The organism is Geodermatophilus sp. SYSU D01180, assembly GCF_054050415.1.
In genome coordinates, this window is record NZ_JBJGZH010000015.1 from 1 (window position 1) to 18080 (window position 18080).

The following is an 18080-nucleotide window of genomic DNA, read 5'->3' on the forward strand; positions in this document are numbered from 1 at the left end:
CTCTGCCCCGGGAGGCGGGGCAGAGCACGACCGCCGGCGCGGGGTCAGACCGCCCCGGCCCGGGAGGCCCGGTACTCGGGGACGGTCGCCATCGGCGGCCGCTCGTCGACGGCGACCGGCGTGCTGACCGGCAGGAAGCCGCTGCCGTCGGTGCGGAACTGGGTGAGCAGCCCGCCGGCGCCGGACCGGCCGCTGCGGGCCAGCACCGCCGAGACCACCTGGCCGGCCATCCGGCCCAGCGCCTCCTGGTCCTGCGAGGTGTGCCGGCGCACGCCCAGGTCGACCTGCGCCAGCCCGTGCAGGCCCAGCAGCCCGAGCAGGTCGACCAGCAGGCCCACCTCCACGCCGTAGCCGGAGACGAACGGCACCTGCTCCAGCGCCTCCCGCCGGCCGGCGTACTCCCCGCCCAGCGGCTGCACGAAGCCCGCGAGCTCCGGCCACAGGGCGTTGAGCAGCGGGCGCGCCGTGAGCTCGGTGACCCGGCCGCCGCCGGCGGGCGTGACGCGGCCGTCGACCTCCAGCGGCCGGGCGTAGCAGCCCTTCACGTAGCCGACCTGCGGATCGGTCAGCAGCGGCGCGAGCAGCCCCGGCACGTAGTGCGTGACGTCGCCGAGCAGGTCGGCGTCGAGGAAGACCAGCAGGTCGCCGGTGGTGGCCGCGAGGGACTTCCACAGCGCCTCGCCCTTGCCCGGCCGGCTGCCGTGCCCGGGCAGCACGTCCGCGGCCGCGACGACGTCGGCCCCGGCGGCGCGGGCGACCTCGGCGGTGCGGTCGGTGGAGTCGGAGTCGACGACGACCACCTCGTCGACCAGCGGGACCAGCCGGACCCAGCGCTCGACCAGGGCGGCGACGATCCCGCCGACGGTGGCCTCCTCGTCGCGCGCGGGGAGGACCAGGCTCACCCTGTGGCCGCCGCGGCGCTTGGCCCGCAGCAGGCCGAGGACGTCGACGTCGGCGACCGAACGGACGGCGGACGTGCGGCCGGAGAACCAGGTGGCGGCGTCGGGTCGCATCGCCCCACTGTCCCGGAGCCCTCCGGCGCGCCGCCACGGGCCCGGCCGGTGTTCACGGAGCCGTAGCCGGACGTTCCGCCGTCAGACGCGGCTGGGATCCCGCAGGGCCGCGGGGCTGTCCGGTCCCACCCGCGCGCCGGTGCCGTCGGGCTCCGGGTGCCCGAGCTCGGTCAGCCAGCCACGCAGCACCCGGTGCAGGTGTTCGGCCCCGACGATCTCGCCCGGCGGCGTCAGGACCCGGGGGTGGGCGAGGAACCCGCGCTGCTGCGGGCCGCCGAGCCCGCCGTGCGACCCGACGTGCGGCTCGAAGGGCGAGGCCTCGTCGGTGTCCGGGTCGTAGCGGCTGTTGACCATGACGTCGGGGCAGTGGGGGAACGTGGACACCCGCGCCACCAGCGCGGGCGCGTGCTCGCCGTACCCGGCCAGCGGGTCCTCGCCGACGACCACGCCGGTGGCCAGCCGGGACAGGCCGTCGCGGCCGAGGACGACCGGGCCGTGCTCCTCGGAGTGCACCAGCACGAAGCCCACGCCGTCGTGGTCGACCAGCGCCGGCAGCAGGTCGGGCCAGTGGTGCTCGATCTCCTCCAGCGGCACCCGGCCGGGCAGGTCGGGGAAGGAGACGCCGGCGGTGTGGCCCGAGACGACGACCACCACGCCCGGCGCCACCCGCGCCACCCGGCCCGGCTCCCCGGACGGCGTCCGGTGCGCGTGCTCGCCGGCGCCGGCGGCCACCACCCGCTCGCGCAGCCGGCGGGCGATGAAGCCCGGCCCGGACGCCACCTCGGCGAGCGCGCTGGTGACCTGCCAGCCCTCGGCCGGACGGCGGCTGTCGCGCGGCTCGGGTCCGCGCCGGCCCGGGTCCGGCGTGCCGCCGCAGTGCCGGCCGACGAAGGACTCGATCGTCTCGCCGAAGCGCTGCGCGAAGGCCTCGCCCTGGGTCTGGCCGTGGTCGGACAGCAGCACCACGTGGTACGGCCGCGGGGCGAGCTCCCCGGCGCGGGCCAGCCGGCCGACCTGCTGGTCGATGCTGCGCAGCACCTCGAGGGTGTCGAAGCGCTCGACGCCGCTGTGGTGGGCGACCTCGTCGTAGCCGAGGAAGTCGGCGTAGACGGCCGGGCGGCCGGCCATCATGTCCTCCAGGACAGCGGCGACGACGACGTCGCGGGCGATGACCGTGGTCCCGGGCCGGGCCAGCGGGTAGATGCCGCCGCGGCTGACCCGGGGTCGCACGTCGGCGCGGCGCTGCCGGGCGGCCGCGGACAGCTCCCGGTAGACGTCGGCCAGCGAGACGCCGAGCGTGCGCAGCGCGTTCACCGGGTTGGCGAAGTAGGCGTAGTAGCCGGCGCCCACCCGCTCGCGCCGCCGTCCGGACCGCCGCGGCACCACCAGCGGCAGCGCGCTCATGGTCAGGCTGACGTGCGGGGCGTCGCCGGTGAACAGGTTGCCGCGGCTGGCGCCGCCGCCGGCCAGCAGCCCGCGCCCGTCGGAGTGCCGCCGCTCCACCTCGGCGGCGTCGGCCGGGTGCGAGACCGCGACGACGTGGTCGCGGTCCTTCTCGTAGTAGCGGAACCCGAGGATGTCGTGGTTCGAGCCGTGCAGGATGCCGCAGACCGAGGCGCCGGTCTGCGAGCTCCAGTCGGTGTGCCACGAGGTGAGCGCGTGGCTGCCCGACCGCAGCCACGCGGCCAGGGTGGGCATCGACCCGTCGCGGACCGCGCGCCGGACGGTGTCGGCGCCGAGCCCGTCGATCTGCAGGAACAGCACGCCCGGCGGGCAGGGCCCGGCGGTCGAGGCGGAGCCGGCGCGGCGGCGGGCGCGGCGGAAGAACAGCTCGTCCTCGTCGATCGCCAGCGCGCTGCTCACCACCGCCGTCACCGCCGCCATGGCGACGACGACCAGGGTGGCGGTGCCCAGGTCGGTGACCACGACGCCCGGGACGGCGAAGGAGACCGCGAGCACCCCCGCGCCCAGCAGCAGGAAGCTGCCCAGGCCGAGGGTGAACAGCGCCAGCGGCAGCGCCACGCGCATGACCAGCGGCCAGACCACGCCGGCGAGCAGGCCGAGCAGCAGCGCGGTCAGCGGCGGCTGCCACCAGGCGGGCATCGCGAAACCGGTCAGCCACCGGTCGAGGACGACGAGGGCGAGCGTGGCCAGCAGCCAGGTGAGCAGCACCCGGGCCGGGGCGCGCCCGCGGCCGAGCACCCGCCCGCGCTGGTCCGGCCGGCTCACGCGGGGCCGCACGACGTCGGGCTGCCCTCGTCCTCCGGCTGCCGCTCCGGCCCGTCGTGCCGCCGGCGGCGGGACCCGACCAGGTTGAGCAGCGCGCCCACGACGAGGACCAGCAGCGTCGCCACCAGGGTGGCGATGAGCGGGCTGTCGAAGATCCCGCCGCTGGCCACGCCGAGCAGCGCGTAGGCCACCGCCCACAGCGAGGCGGCCAGCAACGAGGCGGGCAGCAGCCGCCGCCACGGGTAGGCCAGCGCGCCGGCGGCCAGCAGCACGGGGATGCGCCCGGCGGGCAGCAGCCGTCCGGCCACGATGATCTGCCAGCCGTGCCGGCGGAACTGCCCGCGGACTTCCTCGATCCGGTCGGCGTGCTGGCCCCGCGCGACCCAGCGCACCGCGGCCGGCCCGCCGGAGCGGCAGACGGCGAAGGTGGTGACGTCGCCGAGCCAGGCGCCGAGGGCGGCGACGACGAGCACCGCGACCAGGTTGAGCTCGTGCGCGGTGACCGCGAACGCGGCGGCGGCGCCGACCAGCGGCCCCGTGGGCACCACCGGCACGATCGACCCGAGCAGCACGCCGCCGAACAGCACCGGGTAGCCCAGCGACCCGTCGGTCCAGGCGGCGGCGAGGGTGGTGCTCATACGGCGTCCGCCACGGCGGGGAGCGCGACCGGCCGGCCGGGCTCGGGGACGACGACGGTGGTGGGCAGCCGGCGGGCGGCGACCGCCTCGGCGAAGGCGAGCGGCGGCTCGGTCAGCAGCCGGCGGTAGCGCCCGGCCAGCCCGGGCAGCGCCGTGCCGCCGCGGACGGCGAGGGTGCCCCAGTGCACCGGGACGGCGACCTGCGGGCGCACGCGGGCCACCGCCTCCGCGGCCCGCTCGGGGTCGAGGTGGCCCGGGCCGAGCGTGGGACCCCAGCCCCACACGGGCACCAGCGCGACGTCGACCCCGCGGTCGCCGATGCGGGTCATGCCCTCGAACAGGTCGGTGTCGCCGCAGGCGTAGACGCTGGACCCGGCGCCCTCCAGCAGGTGCCCGACGGCGACCGTCTCGGGGCCGGAGGTCAGGCGCGGGCCCCAGCGGTGGCCGCTGTGCACCGCGGGGACGGCGGTGACCCGCAGCCCGCGGTGCACCAGCGACTCCCCGGGGGCGAGCTCGTCCACCCAGCGGACGCCGCGCGAGCGCAGCCACGCGCCGGCGCCGCGCGGCACGACCACGCGGGCGTCGTCGTCCAGCAGCCGCAGGCTGGGCAGGTGCAGGTGGTCGGCGTGCAGGTGGCTGACCAGGACCAGGTCGGCGCCGGCCCAGGCGGCCGGGGGCGGGAGGGGGGCGACCCGCCGCAGCGGGCCGAGGGAGCGGGTGAGCACCGGGTCGGTGAGCACCGTGGACCCGGCCAGCTCGACGCGGACGGTCGAGTGGCCGATCCAGTGCAGCCCGGGACCCTCCACGCGGCCAGTATCGACCCGGGGACCGACGGGTCCGCGGACGCCGTCCCCCGTCCGGGGAAGCCGGCCCGGCGCGCCGCTCCGGGTGCGGCGGGGACGGATGCGTTCCACCATGCCTCCCATGACCTCAGCGGGGGACCCGGGGTTGCCACGGCCGGCGGCGGAGCTGTCCGGCGAGCTGCGGCGCATGGCGCTGCACCTGGAGACGGCGGCGGTGCTGGAGCTGCGGGCGCAGCGCACCACCGACCCGGTCCAGGTGGCGGTGCTGCGCCGGCGCGCCGAGCACCGACGACGGGAGGCGGACCGCCTGCGGGAGCGGCTGGCCGCCTGCGGCGTGGCCCTGCCGCGCGGGCAGCGGGCGCCGGGCGCGACCCCGGCCTGACCCGGGCAGCGCTGGCGTCGCGCCGTGGCCACCTGGGCGGACGTGCGGCGCCTGGCCCTCGCGCTGCCCGGGACCACGGAGGGCACCTCCTACGGACGGCCGGCGTGGAAGGTCCGCGACCGTGCCTTCGTCTGGGAGCGCCCGCTGCGCCGCGCCGACGTCGAGCAGCTGGGGGACGTCGCGCCGGAGGGCCCGGTCCTCGGCGCGGCCGTCGCCGACGAGGGCGTCAAGCACGCGCTGGTCGCCGACGACCCCGCCGTCTACCTGACGACGCCGCACTTCGACGGGTACGCCGCCGTGCTGGTCCGGCTGGACGCGATCGACGTCGCCGAGCTCGAGGAGCTGGTCACCGAGGCCTGGTTGGCCAAGGCGCCGGCCCGGCTGGCGCGCGAGCACCTCGCCGGGCGGTAGTCCCTCCCGGTACCGGGCGGTACGGCGCCGCGCGGGAACCCCTGGCCGGGTGCCGCGGGGTCTGGCATCTTCCGCCGCCGTCCCGAACCCGTGATCACAGGAGATCCCGTGCGTCTGCGCCCCCTCGTCGCCGGCACCGCCCTCGCCGCGACGTCCGTCCTCGCCCTCGCCGCCCCCGCCGCCGCGGCGCCGAAGCCCGTCTACGAGGCCGACGTCGTCGGCGTCGTACAGGTCGACCGTGGTGACCGCACCGTGGCGCAGGTCCAGGTCCGCTACCGCTGCGCCGCCGGTGAGGACCTCGGCCTGTGGGTGTCGGTCAAGCAGACCGCCGACCGCACGGCCGACCCGCGCCTGGAGCAGGAGGGCAGCAGCGGCATCTCCGCGGCGTGGAGCGACAGCCACCGCAACGCCTTCACCTGCGACGGCAGGAGCCGGGTCGGCACCTTCGAGGTCGACCAGCTGGAGCCGGCGTGGGACGGCGGGCAGCGCGCCGGCGCCGGTGCGCTGGCCCGGGGCGAGGCCTACGTGCAGTTCTGCCTCACCGACCCCGCCGCCCCCGGTCCCGAGGGCCTGCTGTTGAGCCACGACGAGTTCGTGCACGTGCGCTGAGCCCGCCGGACGCCCCGGTACCGGCACGACCGGTACCGGGGCGTTCCGCGCGCCGGATCGCGCCGGGAGTGGCAGAGTCCACAGCGTGAAGACCTGGCTCGACGCCTGGCCGGTGTTCCGGCAGCTGACCGGCCCCGATCCGCTCGGGCGCGGCAGGGCCGCGCGGAGCAGGGCGACGGAGGACGTGGTGAGCCGCACGGCCACCGCCGACCGCGTCGTCCAGAGCGTCTGCCCGTACTGCGCCGTCGGCTGCGGGCAGCGGATCTTCGTGAAGGACGAGCAGATCGTCCAGATCGAGGGCGACCCGGACTCGCCGATCAGCCGCGGCCGGCTCTGCCCCAAGGGCAGCGCCAGCAAGTCGCTGGTCACCAGCCCGACCCGCGTGACGACGGTCAAGTACCGCCGGCCGTACGGGACGGAGTGGGAGGACCTCGACCTCGACACGGCGATGCACATGATCGCCGACCGCGTCCTCGAGGCCCGGCGCAAGGGCTGGCAGGACGAGAACGACGGCAAGCGCGTGAACCGCACCATGGGGTTGGCGAGCCTCGGAGGGGCGACCCTCGACAACGAGGAGAACTACCTCATGAAGAAGCTGTACAGCGCCCTGGGCGCCATACAGATCGAGAACCAGGCGCGCATATAGCACTCCGCCACGGTGCCCGGTCTGGGTGCCTCGTTCGGACGTGGCGGTGCCACGAACTCCCAGGAAGACCTCGCGAACTCCGACTGCATCGTCATCGAGGGTTCCAACATGGCCGAGTGCCACCCGGTGGGTTTCCAGTGGGTGGGCGAGGCCAAGGCACGCGGCGCGAAGGTCATCCACATCGACCCGCGGTTCACCCGGACCAGCGCGATCGCCGACCTGCACGTGCCGCTGCGCATCGGCACCGACATCGCGTTCCTCGGCGGGCTGATCAACCACGTCCTCACGAACGACCTGTACTTCAAGGAGTACGTGGTCGCCTACACCAACGCCGCGGCGCTGGTGAGGGAGGACTTCGTCGACGCCGAGGACCTCGGCGGCCTGTTCTCCGGCTTCGACCCGGAGAACAACACCTACGACGAGTCCAGCTGGCAGTACGAGCCGGAGGAGCCGCCGCACTCGGGCTCCGACGACCCGGCCGGGGCCGCCGCGCAGGACGAGCTCGAGGACCACCCGCAGATCCGGAAGACCGACAAGGCGCAGGCGGCCGGCAGCGGCGGCCCGCCGATCCCGGCCAAGCCGAAGCGCGACGAGACGCTGCAGCACCCGCGGACGGTCTTCCAGGTCCTCAAGCGGCACTTCGCCCGCTACACCCCGGAGATGGTGGCCGAGGTCTGCGGCATCGAGCCGGAGACGTTCCTGCAGGTGGCCCGCTGGGTCACCGAGAACAGCGGCCGGGACCGGACGACGGCGTGGGTGTACTCGGTGGGCTGGACGCAGCACAGCGTCGGCGCGCAGTACATCCGCACCTGCTCGATCCTGCAGACGCTGCTGGGCAACATCGGCCGTCCCGGCGGCGGCATCCTCGCGCTGCGCGGACACGCCAGCATCCAGGGCTCGACCGACGTCCCGACGCTGTACAACCTGCTGCCCGGCTACCTGCCGATGCCGCACGCGATGCAGCACCAGTCGCTCGACGACTACTGCGCCGACGCCGCCGGCAAGGCCGGCTTCTGGGGCAACAAGCGCGCCTACACCGTCAGCCTGCTCAAGGCCTGGTGGGGCGACGCCGCGACGCCGGAGAACGACTTCGCCTTCGGTCACATGCCGCTGATCGACGGCGACCACAGCTCCTACCAGCAGATCAAGGACATGATCGAGGGGAAGATCTCCGGCTACTTCCTGGTCGGCGAGAACCCCACGGTCGGCCACCCCAACGGCCGGATGAACCGGTTCGGGCTGGCCAACCTCGACTGGCTGGTCGTCCGCGACCTGCAGATGATCGAGTCGGCGACCTTCTGGAAGGAGTCGCCGGAGATCGAGACCGGCGAGCTCGCCCCGGAGACGATCGCCACCGAGGTCTTCTTCGTGCCCGCGGCGTCGCACGCGGAGAAGGAGGGGACCTTCACCCAGACCCAGCGGCTGCTGCAGTGGCGGCACAAGGCGGTCGACCCGCCGGGTGACGCCAAGAGCGACCTGTGGTTCTTCTTCCACCTCGGCCGCATCCTGCGCGAGCGGCTCGCGGGGTCCACCGACCCGCGCGACCGGCCGCTGCTGGACCTCACCTGGGACTACCCGACGCACGGTCCCGACCAGGAGCCCAGCGCCGAGGACGTGCTGCGGGAGATCAACGGCGTCGGCCCCGACGGGCGTGCGGTCTCCGGCTACATGGAGCTCAAGGACGACGGGTCGACGTCGTGCGGCTGCTGGATCTACTCCGGCGTCTACGCCGACGAGGTCAACCAGTCCGCCCGCCGCCGGCCGGGCCGCGAGCAGGGCCAGGTCGCCTCCGAGTGGGGCTGGGCGTGGCCGTACAACCGGCGCATCCTCTACAACCGCGCCTCGGCCGACCCCGACGGCAGGCCGTGGAGCGAGCGGAAGAAGTACGTCTGGTGGGACGAGGAGGCCGGCCGCTGGACCGGCGCCGACAACCCGGACTTCGAGGCGACCAAGCGGCCGGACTACGTGCCGCCGGAGGGGGCCCGGGCGCAGGACGCGATCGGCGGCGCCGACCCGTTCATCATGCAGGGGGACGGGAAGGCCTGGCTGTACGCGCCGGCGGGCGTCGTCGACGGGCCGCTGCCCACGCACTACGAGCCGGCGGAGTCCGTCGTCGAGAACGCCCTGTACAAGCAGCAGGCGAACCCGACGATCGAGCGCATCGAGGGCCCGTGGAACCGGGAGAACCCGCCGCTGAGCCCGGTCTTCCCGTTCCAGGTGACCACCTACCGGCTGACCGAGCACCACACCGCCGGCGGGATGAGCCGGACGCTGCCCTACCTGTCCGAGCTCCAGCCGGAGTTCTTCGTCGAGGTCAGCCCGGAGCTGGCCGCGCTGCGCGGGCTGGTCAACGGGGAGTACGCCACGCTGGTCAGCACGCGGACGGCCATCGAGGCGAAGGTGCTGGTCACCGAGCGGATGCGGCCGATCCGACTGCGCGACGGCCAGGTCGTGCACCAGATCGGGATGCCCTACCACTGGTCCTACAGCGGCATCTCCACCGGCGACTCGGCCAACGACCTGCTCGGGATCGTGCTCGACCCGAACACCCACATCCAGGAGGACAAGGTCAGCACCGCCGACATCCGGCCGGGACGGCGCCCGCGCGGTCCCGAGCTGATCGAGTTCGTGGAGGAGTACCGGCGGCGCGCGGGCGTGGCGTCCGGCCGGGTCGGGGTCAACGGCCGCGACCCGGTCGCCGCCGAGGCCGGCGAGGGGTCCCAGCAGTGAGGAGGCCGGCATGACCTCGATCAGCTCGGCGAGCCCGGCCTTCACCGGGCGCGACCCGGAGAACCGGCTGTTCGGGCCGCTGCCCGACGTCCAGGGGGAGGCCGGCTACGACACCGACCACCCGGCGCGGGTGGGCTTCTTCACCGACACCTCGGTGTGCATCGGCTGCAAGGCCTGCGAGGTGGCGTGCAAGGAGTGGAACACCCTGCCGATGGACGACTCGCACGGCGTGCGCGACGTCATCGGGCTGTCCGGGATGTCCTACGACAACACCGGGCAGCTGGGGGCCAACTCCTGGCGGCACGTCGCGTTCATCGAGCAGGCGCGCACCGTCGACCTGCCGATGCCGACCTTCGGCCGCCCGGGCGACGACCGGCAGGGCAGCGGCCCGTCGGTGGCCGAGGGGCAGAACGACGACAGCCTGGCGAACGCCCAGCAGTCGAGCGTGCTCAACGCCGAGGCGCTCTCCGAGTTCGACCCGCAGACCGGGCAGAGCGGCACGGACAAGCAGATCCGCTGGCTGATGAGCTCCGACGTCTGCAAGCACTGCACGCACGCCGGCTGCCTGGACGTCTGCCCGACCGGGGCGCTGTTCCGCACCGAGTTCGGCACCGTCGTCGTCCAGGGCGACATCTGCAACGGCTGTGGCTACTGCGTGCCCTCGTGCCCCTACGGCGTCATCGACCAGCGCAAGGGCGACGGCCGGGTCTTCAAGTGCACGATGTGCTATGACCGGCTCACCGACGGGCTGCAGCCGGCCTGCGCCACCGCCTGCCCGACCCAGTCGATCCAGTTCGGCAACCTCGACGAGCTGCAGGCCCGTGCCGACGCCCGGCTGGCGACCCTCAAGGCGCAGGGCGTGGAGACGGCGCGGCTCTACGGCCGGGACGAGGACGACGGCGTCGGCGGCGCGGGCGCGTTCTTCCTGCTGCTCGACGAGCCGGAGGTCTACGGCCTGCCGCCGGACCCGGTGGTCACCACCCGCGACCTGCCGTCGATGTGGCGGGCGGCCGCGGCCGGCGCGGCGATGATCGCCGGCGTCGTGATCTCGTCCTTCCTCGGGCGGCGGCCGTGACGGAGGGGCTGACCACTCCCGGCGCGGGCTGGCGGCGGGCCGACGGCCCGGCCGCGGAGGCCCGCGGCAAGCGGCGGCGGAGGGGCGGGCGGCGCGGCGGCGGCGGCGAGGTGCCGATGGTCGACGACGCCCAGTTCACCTCGTACTACGGGCGCCCGATCATCAAGCCGCCGGTGTGGAAGTCGCCGGACGTGCCGCTGTACCTGTTCCTCGGCGGCATGGCGGGGTCGTCGTCGATCCTCGCCGCGGTCGCCGACGTCACCGGTCGGCCGACGCTGACCCGGATCGGCCGCTACACCGCCGGCGGCGGGGCGCTCGCCTCGGTGGTCTTCCTCATCCACGACCTCGGCCGGCCCGAGCGGTTCCTGCACATGCTGCGGGTGTTCAAGCCGACCTCGCCGCTGTCGGTCGGCTCCTACATCCTCGCGCCGTTCAGCGGGGCGGCCGCGGCGACGGCGGCCGTGGAGCTGCTCGGTTGGTTCCCGCGGCTCAAGCGCTTCGGCGGCGTCGTGTCGGCGCTGTTCGGCGGGCCGCTGGCCACCTACACCGGCGTGCTGCTGGCCAACACCGCGGTGCCCTCGTGGCACGCGGCGCACGACCAGCTGCCGTTCGTCTTCGGCGGCTCGGCGATGGCGGCCGGCGGCGGGATGACCATGGTGTTCACGCCGGTGGCCGAGGCCGGGCCCTCGCGGCGGACCGCGGTGGCCGGGGCGGCGATCGAGCTGGCCGTGATGCACCGGGTGGAGAGCGACCACGGGATCGTCAGCGAGCCGTACCACGAGGGCCGGCCCGGGACCATGCTGCGGGCGGCGAAGGCGTGCACCGCGGCCGGGGCGGCGCTGACCGTCGTGGCCGGGCGCCGTCGGGCCGGTGCGGTGGTGTCCGGGCTGCTGCTGGCCGCCGGCTCGCTGCTCACCCGCTTCGGCGTCTTCGAGGCCGGGATGGCCAGCGCCCGGGACCCCAAGTACACGGTGGTCCCGCAGCGCGAGCGGCTCGCCGCCCGGCAGAACGGCCACGCGCCGACCGTCACCCGCTGACCGCCGTGTCCCACCCCGGCCGGTGGGGCGGGGCACGACGCGAGAGTCGGGACCGCTCGTCCTCCTGCGCTGCTCCAGGTCGTGACAGCCGTGCACGACAGCTCGCCGGTCCAGCACCGGCCACGCGCTGACCGGCGGTACGCACCTGCATGCGCGGAGCGCGCCCTCGGCGGCGGCAGGCCGTCTGATCCCTCGTGCGGCCGGCGGTCCTCGTCCATCAGCACCCCAGACACAGCCGTCCCACGTGCCCCCGGTCCCGTCGTGTCCACCCCCCTCGAGGGAGGGGGGCGTCGCTAGCATCCGGCGACTGCGGTTGCGAACCGCATCCTTCCGAACACTCCCTGTGTTCGCTGATCGACGAGGACTGCCATGACCGACCCGACCAACAGCCCTGAGGCCCTGGGCAGCCGGTACCTGCTGGATGCCCCCATCGGCGCCGGCGCCATGGGTCAGGTCTGGCGGGGGCGGACCCACGAGGGTGAGTCCCTGGCCATCAAGGTCCTCCGGCCGGAGCTGTCCAGCGACCCGGCGGTGGTCACGCGCTTCGTCCAGGAGGCGCAGATCCTCACCCGGCTGGACGACACGCACCTCGTCCGGGTACGGGACCTGGTCGCCGAGGGATCGCGGCTGGCCATCGTGATGGACCTCGTCGAGGGACCGGACCTGCGCACCGAACTCGCACGCCGCGGGACCTACCGCCCGATCGACGCCCTCGCGGTCGTCGACGGGGTGCTGGCCGGCCTGACCGCGGTGCACGCCGGCGGCGTCGTGCACCGCGACGTCAAGCCGGAGAACGTCCTGCTCGCCGGCGGACGCCCCGACGAGGCGCGGCTGACCGACTTCGGCGTCGCACGGATCGCCGAGGAGAGCCAGAAGGCCCGCCGCACGACGGTCATCGGCACGCCCGAGTACCTCGCCCCTGAGGTGGCCGACGGGGCCACGCCCACGCCGGCCAGCGACCTCTACGCCGTCGGCGTCATGCTCTACGAGCTCGTCGCCGGGGTGACGCCGTTCAGCGGGGGCAGCCCCCTGGCGGTGCTGCGTCGGCACGCCGAGCAGCAGCCGACCCGCCCCGAGGGCATGCCCGACGCGGTCTGGGCGGCCGTGACCGCCCTGCTCGCCAAGGACCCGGCGCAGCGGCCGCCCAGCGCCGAGGCGTTCCGCGCCTGGCTGGCCTCTGCCGCGCCCAGCGTCGCCGACGCCCCGCAGCTGCGCCCGTTGGAGGCGCCGCCGGCGCCGCCCGTCGTCAGCCAGCCGACGGTCACGGGCCTGCGGTCGGAGACCCAGCCGGTCCCGGCGACCGAGCCCGCGGGCACGCGCTCCCCGGAGCCCCGCAGGCGCAGGCGGTGGCCGGTCGCGCTGGCCGCCGTGCTGACGTTCGTCGTCGTCCTCGGTGTGCTCACCGTCGTCCTGCTCAAGCCCTCGCGCGGTAACGGCGCGGCCGAAGCAGCCACCCCGTCCTCCTCGTCGTCCGCGTCCTCCTCGGAGCGGGAGACCTCCGCCGGCCGCTCGTCGACGGCGGCGCGGTCGACCACCAGTGCACCGTCGGGCGGCGTCGCCCCGTCGGTCACGGGGCTGACGCTCGCCTCGGCGCAGACGGCCATCACCAACGCCGGCCTCCGCGTCGTGGTCACCGAGGTCCTCGACGAGACCGTCGCCGACAACACCGTGATGGCGCAGGACCCCATCGAGGGCACTCGGCTCGAGCGCGGCGACACCGTCACCCTCACGGTCGCCCGCCGTCCGGTGGGCACCTTCCTCACCTCGCTGGACGCGGTCGAGACGTCCGGCTACAGCATGAGCGCCGGATCGACGGTCACGATGAACGGCGTCACCTACATCCACCCGGTGAGCTCGTCGACGTCGTGCGGTGACACGGTGAGCATCCAGTACGACCTGGGCCGCAGCTACCGGGAGTTCGAGGCGACCGTGGGCCTCAGCGACGGCAGCCAGTCCGCCGGGTTGATCCAGTTCGACGTCTTCGTCGACGGCCGCTCGGTCTTCACCCAGACCGCGACGCTGGGCGCCCCGGTGCCGGTGGCCGTGGACGTCACCGGCGGGCTGCGCCTCAACGTCTCCGCCACGCGCATCGAGCCCAACTGCAGGGACGGCTGGGACGACGCGGACGTGTACGCGGTCTGGGGCGACCCGACCCTCTACGGCGTGCCCAGCGAGGTGCCGTCGCCCGTGACCACCACGGGTGCTGCCCTGCCCACCAACTGATCCGGGCAGGTACCCGTGCGACTCGAGCTGACCCTGACCAGCCGGCGGGGCCGCCGCCGGGACCTCGTGGTCGAGGCCGGCCCCGCGAGCCCGCTGGGCGAGGTCCTCGGCGACTACCTGGACCCGGGCGACGTCGTCCACGCCGGGCGCAGTCGGGTCGACCTGGCCTGCCCGGTCGGCCGGAGCCCGGTGCGCAGCGGCGCCGATCTCACGGTGGGCGAGCCCGGGGCCGACGGAGGCTGGCCGCTCGACGGGCCCGCGCTCGCGGTGCTCGGCGGCGTCGACGCCGGCACGCTGCACCCGCTGGCCACCGGGTCCGTGGTGGTCGGCCGCGGAGCGCCGGCGGACGTCGTCCTGGGCGACCCCACCGTCTCCACCCGGCACGCCGCGCTCGACCTCCGCGACGACGGCACCGTCGAGGTGGCCGACCTCGGGTCCAGCAACGGCACCGTCGTCGCCGGTCGCCGGCTGCCGGTGGGGGAGAAGGCCCGGGTGCAGCCCGGTGAGCGGTTCCTGCTCGGCGAGTCGGTCGTCGCCGTGCTGGCACCGGTCCGGCCGGACGGTTCCGTCGACGTGTCCCCGGACGGGGACGCGATGTTCAACCGGGTCGTCCGCTACCGGGCCCCGGAGCAGACGGCCAGGATCGCCGTCCCGCGTCCGCCCGGCGATCCCGTCCGCACGGGCATCGGTCTGCAGATCGCGAGCAGCGTCGCGATGCTCGGCGTCGGCGTCGCCTCGGCGCTGTTGCTGCGCAACTACGTGTACGCCCTGCTGGGTCTGGTCGCGCCGCTGGTCTTCATCGGCGGCACGCTGCTCGCCCAGCGCGGCACCCGCCGTGAGGCCGCCCGCAAGCGCCGTGAGTACGAGGCCGCCCGAGCCCGCGCCGACGAGCGCATCGCCGCCGCGGTCGCCGAGGAAGCCGAGCGGTCCTGGCGGGCGACGACCGACCCCGCGACCGGTGCGCTCGCCGCCCTCGGGCCCACGTCGGACCTGTGGTCGGTCGACGGGCACGACGAGCAGGCGATGCTGGTCCGGGTCGGTACGCACGACCGGCCGGCGCGGGTGACGTTCCAGGGCACCGAGGACGACGTCGCCGTCCCGGTGCTGACCGCGACGCCGGCGACGGTGGACCTGCGGGCACACCCGGTGTCCGGCATCGCCGGGCCGCTCGCGTCCGCCCGCGGCGCGGCACGGGCGCTGGTCCACCAGCTGGTGACCTCCCGCAGCCCCGACGAGCTGGTCGTCGTCCACCTCTCGGCGGAGGGCACGGACGACGGCTGGTCCTGGCTGCGCTGGGTGCCGCACGTCCGCGGTCTCGACGTCGACGTCCACGCCGTGTCCCCGGGCAGGGACGCGCTCAACCGGCGGCTCGAGGAGCTGACCACGCTCATCGGGCAGCGGGCGGAGCTGACCTCCTTCGGCTACGGACCGCAGCTGCTGCTCCCTGAGGTGCTGGTCGTCCTGGACGGCGCCGGCGCCCTGCGCACCCTCCCGTCGGTGGTCCGCGTGCTGCGCGAGGGGCCGGCCGTGGGCATCCGGGTGCTCGCCGTGGACGCCGTGGCGGCCCGGCTGCCCGCAGAGGCGACCGCGCGCCTGGTCATCGACCCGCAGGGCTCCGGGTCGTCCGTGGCCGTGCTGGAGAGCAGGGGCGCGGCTCCGCTGACGGGGATCGTCCCCGACCTCGTGGCGGTGGCCACCGCCGAGCGCAGCGCCCGGGCGATGGCCCCGCTGGTGCCGCTGGGCGGCTCCGGCGCGGCGGCGTTGCCGGACTCGGTGCGCTTCTCCGACCTGTACCGCCTCGACGGTGCCGGCGTGCCCGAGGTGCTCGCCCGGTGGTCGGCGGGTGCGGAGTGCCAGGCGGTGCTCGGCGTGGACGAGTCGGGACGTCCGGTCACCGTCGACCTGGTGCACGACGGCCCGCACGCGCTGGTGGCCGGGACCTCCGGGTCGGGCAAGAGCGAGCTGCTGCGGACCCTGCTCACCGGACTCGCGCTGTCGGCGCCGCCCCAGGACCTGGGCTTGTTCCTCATCGACTTCAAGGGCGGTGGCGCCTTCGGCAAGCTCGCCGACCTGCCGCACGTCGTCGGGTACGCCGACGACCTGACCATCGGTGGGCACCTGGCCGACCGGCTCCTGGACTCGCTGCGCGCCGAGCTGGACCTGCGCAAGGGCTGGTTCAAGGCGGCCGGCAACGCCGAGGACATGCGGGCGTACCGGGCGGCACGGGCGCTGCGGCCGGAGCTGCCGGCGGTCAGCCGCCTGGTGATCGTCGTCGACGAGTTCGCCGAGCTGAAGGAGGCCCAGCCCGACTTCGTCGACGGCCTGGTCAACGTCGCCCGCGTGGGCCGCTCCCTGGGCGTGCACCTGGTGCTGGCCACCCAGCGACCCGCGGGGGTGGTCACCGCGCAGATCCGCGACAACGCCAACCTGCGCATCTGCCTGCGCGTGCTCGACCCCGGCACCAGCCAGGACCTGGTGGGGTCGGCGGTGGCGGCGGCCTTCCCGAACCGCGTGAAGGGCCGAGCGGCCCTGGTGAGCGGTGACGGCCAGCCGCAGGTGCTGCAGTCGGCCTACGTCAGCGGCCCGGTGCGGACGACGTCGGCCGACGAGGTCCCTGCCCCGGTGGTGCGGCAGCAGGGCTGGACGGCCTGCGGGATGCCGGCCCGCCCGGCGCACCGCGCGGAGGAGGACACGTCGGCGACCGAGCTGTCGGAGGTCGTCCGGCTGCTGCAGACCGCTGCCGAGCAGTCCGGCGCACCGCGCGCCCGACGCCCGTGGCGCCCACCGCTGGGGGAGACCGTGCTGCTGCGCCAGCTGGTCGGCGGTGCCGGGCAGGTGCCCTGGGGCACGGGGCTGGTCGGCATCGAGGACAGGCCGGCCGAGCAGAAGCAGATCGGGGTCGGCCTGCGGCTGGGCGGCGGCAACCTGGCGGTGGTGGGCAGCCGGGGCAGCGGCCGGTCGACGGCGCTGCGCACGTTGGCGGCCGCCCTGGCGAGCCGGCACACCGCCGACGAGGTACACCTCTACGTCATCGACCAGACCGCCGCCTCGGTGCTGCGGCCACTGGCTGGGCTGCCGCACTGCGGCGTCGTCGCCACCCGCAACGAGCGGCACCGCACCGAGCGGCTGGTGGCCCGCCTCGGGCAGCTGGCCGACGAGCGCGCGGCGCTGCTCTCGGCGCGCGGAGCGTCCACGGTCACCGAGTTGCGCCGCACCGACCCCTCGGCACCGCCGCACGTCGTCGTGCTCGTCGACGGCTGGGACCAGCTGGTGCAGAACTTCTCCGGTCCCGCGGAGGGTCTGCGGGTGGCACTGGTACGGCTGGCCGACGAGGGACCGGCGCTGGGCATCCAGTTGGTGGTCGCCGGCGGCAAGGCGGTCAACCAGTCGCGGCTGATCGGCGCGCTGGAGCAGGTGCTGGTGCTCCGCTTCGACCAGCGCGACGACATGGCCGGCTTTGCCGTCCCCGTGCGGGAGCTGCCGGCGGAGATCCCACCCGGCCGTGCGCACCGGCCCGGTACAGGGAACGCCGTCCAGATCGCGCTCCTCGGCGAGGACGGCGGCACGGAGGCGCAGAACGCGGCGCTGGCCGAGATCGCCGCCACCGCGGCGCCCGCCGTCCACCACGTGCCGTTCCGGCTCGACGACCTACCGGGGCTGATCACCTGGGCGGACGCGGGGGCGCTGCCCGGCGGGACGGCGGCCGGCTCGCGGGAGGTGCTCGTCGGCGTCGGCGGTGACCAGCTCGGCGGCCGCGTGGTCGACCTGGACCGGCTGGAGGGCCCGTTCGTGGTGGCCGGCCCCGCGGGGAAGGGCCGGACGGCGGCGCTCGTCCTCCTCGCCCGCCAGCTGACCGCGAAGGGCGTCCCCGTGCTCGTGGCCACGTCGGACCCGGTTCGGTTCCCCGAGGTGCAGGTCGTGGACCCCCGGGCAGCGGTGGAGCTGGTGGAGGGCGCCGTCGTGCTCGTCGACGACGCCGGTCGGGTGCCCGACGACTCGCCGCTGATGTCGGCGGCGCTGGCCTCGCCCGCGGTGCGGCTGGTGGTCGCCGGCGACCCGGCGTCGCTGACCGGCTACCTGGGCTGGAAGGCCAAGCTGCGCACCGGGACCAGCGGGCTGCTGTTCTCGCCGCACACCGGCGACGGCGACCTGGTGGGCACCACGGTGCGGGTGGACGACGCGTTCACCGCCGGGCCAGGGCGGGCGTACCTCAGCGTGCGCGGCGGCCGGGAGATCGTGCAGGTGCCCTGGGCGGGCTGAGGTCCTCTGCTGACGCTCGTGCTC

General features: G+C 75.2%; 11 protein-coding genes and 1 pseudogene. 8 read left to right on the forward strand and 4 right to left on the reverse strand.

Annotated elements, in window-relative coordinates; genetic code table 11:
* Positions 1-44: 44 nt before the first annotated feature.
* The 4 genes from ACI8AA_RS14600 to ACI8AA_RS14615 all read right to left on the reverse strand — a co-directional run bounded on the left by ACI8AA_RS14600 (position 45) and on the right by ACI8AA_RS14615 (position 4686).
* Positions 45-1013, reverse strand: a complete 969-nt coding sequence (locus tag ACI8AA_RS14600; RefSeq protein WP_457045126.1) for a glucosyl-3-phosphoglycerate synthase — start codon at positions 1011-1013, stop codon at positions 45-47.
* Positions 1014-1094: 81 nt separating this feature from the next.
* Positions 1095-3242: a phage holin family protein gene (locus tag ACI8AA_RS14605; protein ID WP_457045127.1), complete on the reverse strand. Its 2148-nt coding sequence runs from the start codon at positions 3240-3242 to the stop codon at positions 1095-1097.
* Positions 3239-3880, reverse strand: coding sequence for a DedA family protein (locus ACI8AA_RS14610; protein WP_457045128.1), 642 nt, complete (start codon positions 3878-3880; stop codon positions 3239-3241). The genes ACI8AA_RS14605 and ACI8AA_RS14610 overlap by 4 nt, the downstream gene beginning before the upstream one ends.
* Positions 3877-4686, reverse strand: coding sequence for an MBL fold metallo-hydrolase (locus tag ACI8AA_RS14615; RefSeq protein WP_457045129.1), 810 nt, complete (start codon positions 4684-4686; stop codon positions 3877-3879). Before ACI8AA_RS14615 ends, ACI8AA_RS14610 begins: the two co-directional genes overlap by 4 nt.
* A 118-nt stretch (positions 4687-4804) precedes the next feature.
* Between ACI8AA_RS14615 and ACI8AA_RS14620 the strand changes: the two genes are divergently transcribed.
* The 8 genes and pseudogenes from ACI8AA_RS14620 to ACI8AA_RS14655 all read left to right on the forward strand — a co-directional run bounded on the left by ACI8AA_RS14620 (position 4805) and on the right by ACI8AA_RS14655 (position 18056).
* A complete protein-coding gene (locus ACI8AA_RS14620; RefSeq protein WP_457045130.1) occupies positions 4805-5065 on the forward strand; it encodes a hypothetical protein in 261 nt (86 codons plus the stop codon).
* A 24-nt stretch (positions 5066-5089) separates the two neighbouring features.
* Entirely contained in the window at positions 5090-5476 is a 387-nt protein-coding gene (locus ACI8AA_RS14625) for an MmcQ/YjbR family DNA-binding protein (RefSeq protein ID WP_457045131.1), read from the forward strand.
* Positions 5477-5584: 108 nt separating this feature from the next.
* Complete coding sequence (locus ACI8AA_RS14630) at positions 5585-6085, forward strand: hypothetical protein (protein ID WP_457045132.1); 501 nt, start codon at positions 5585-5587, stop codon at positions 6083-6085.
* An 85-nt stretch (positions 6086-6170) separates the two neighbouring features.
* Positions 6171-9461 (forward strand): annotated as a pseudogene (gene fdh / locus ACI8AA_RS14635) (formate dehydrogenase).
* Between the two features lie 10 nt (positions 9462-9471).
* Positions 9472-10536, forward strand: a complete 1065-nt coding sequence (locus tag ACI8AA_RS14640) for a 4Fe-4S dicluster domain-containing protein (protein WP_457045133.1) — start codon at positions 9472-9474, stop codon at positions 10534-10536.
* On the forward strand, positions 10533-11573 hold the full coding sequence (nrfD, locus tag ACI8AA_RS14645; RefSeq protein ID WP_457045134.1) for an NrfD/PsrC family molybdoenzyme membrane anchor subunit: 1041 nt from the start codon (positions 10533-10535) through the stop codon (positions 11571-11573). Before ACI8AA_RS14640 ends, nrfD begins: the two co-directional genes overlap by 4 nt.
* A gap of 369 nt (positions 11574-11942) precedes the next feature.
* Positions 11943-13796, forward strand: a complete 1854-nt coding sequence (locus ACI8AA_RS14650) for a protein kinase domain-containing protein (RefSeq protein WP_457045135.1) — start codon at positions 11943-11945, stop codon at positions 13794-13796.
* 15 nt (positions 13797-13811) lie between these two features.
* A complete protein-coding gene (locus ACI8AA_RS14655) occupies positions 13812-18056 on the forward strand; it encodes an FtsK/SpoIIIE domain-containing protein (protein WP_457045136.1) in 4245 nt (1414 codons plus the stop codon).
* Positions 18057-18080: the final 24 nt, after the last annotated feature.

Coding starts and splice junctions, on each gene's coding strand:
- ACI8AA_RS14620 (WP_457045130.1), top strand. CDS start 4,805: ATGACCTCAGCGGGGGACCCGGGGTTGCCACGGCCGGCGGCGGAGCTG.
- ACI8AA_RS14650 (WP_457045135.1), top strand. CDS start 11,943: ATGACCGACCCGACCAACAGCCCTGAGGCCCTGGGCAGCCGGTACCTG.
- ACI8AA_RS14600 (WP_457045126.1), bottom strand. CDS start 1,013: ATGCGACCCGACGCCGCCACCTGGTTCTCCGGCCGCACGTCCGCCGTC.
- ACI8AA_RS14640 (WP_457045133.1), top strand. CDS start 9,472: ATGACCTCGATCAGCTCGGCGAGCCCGGCCTTCACCGGGCGCGACCCG.
- ACI8AA_RS14610 (WP_457045128.1), bottom strand. CDS start 3,880: ATGAGCACCACCCTCGCCGCCGCCTGGACCGACGGGTCGCTGGGCTAC.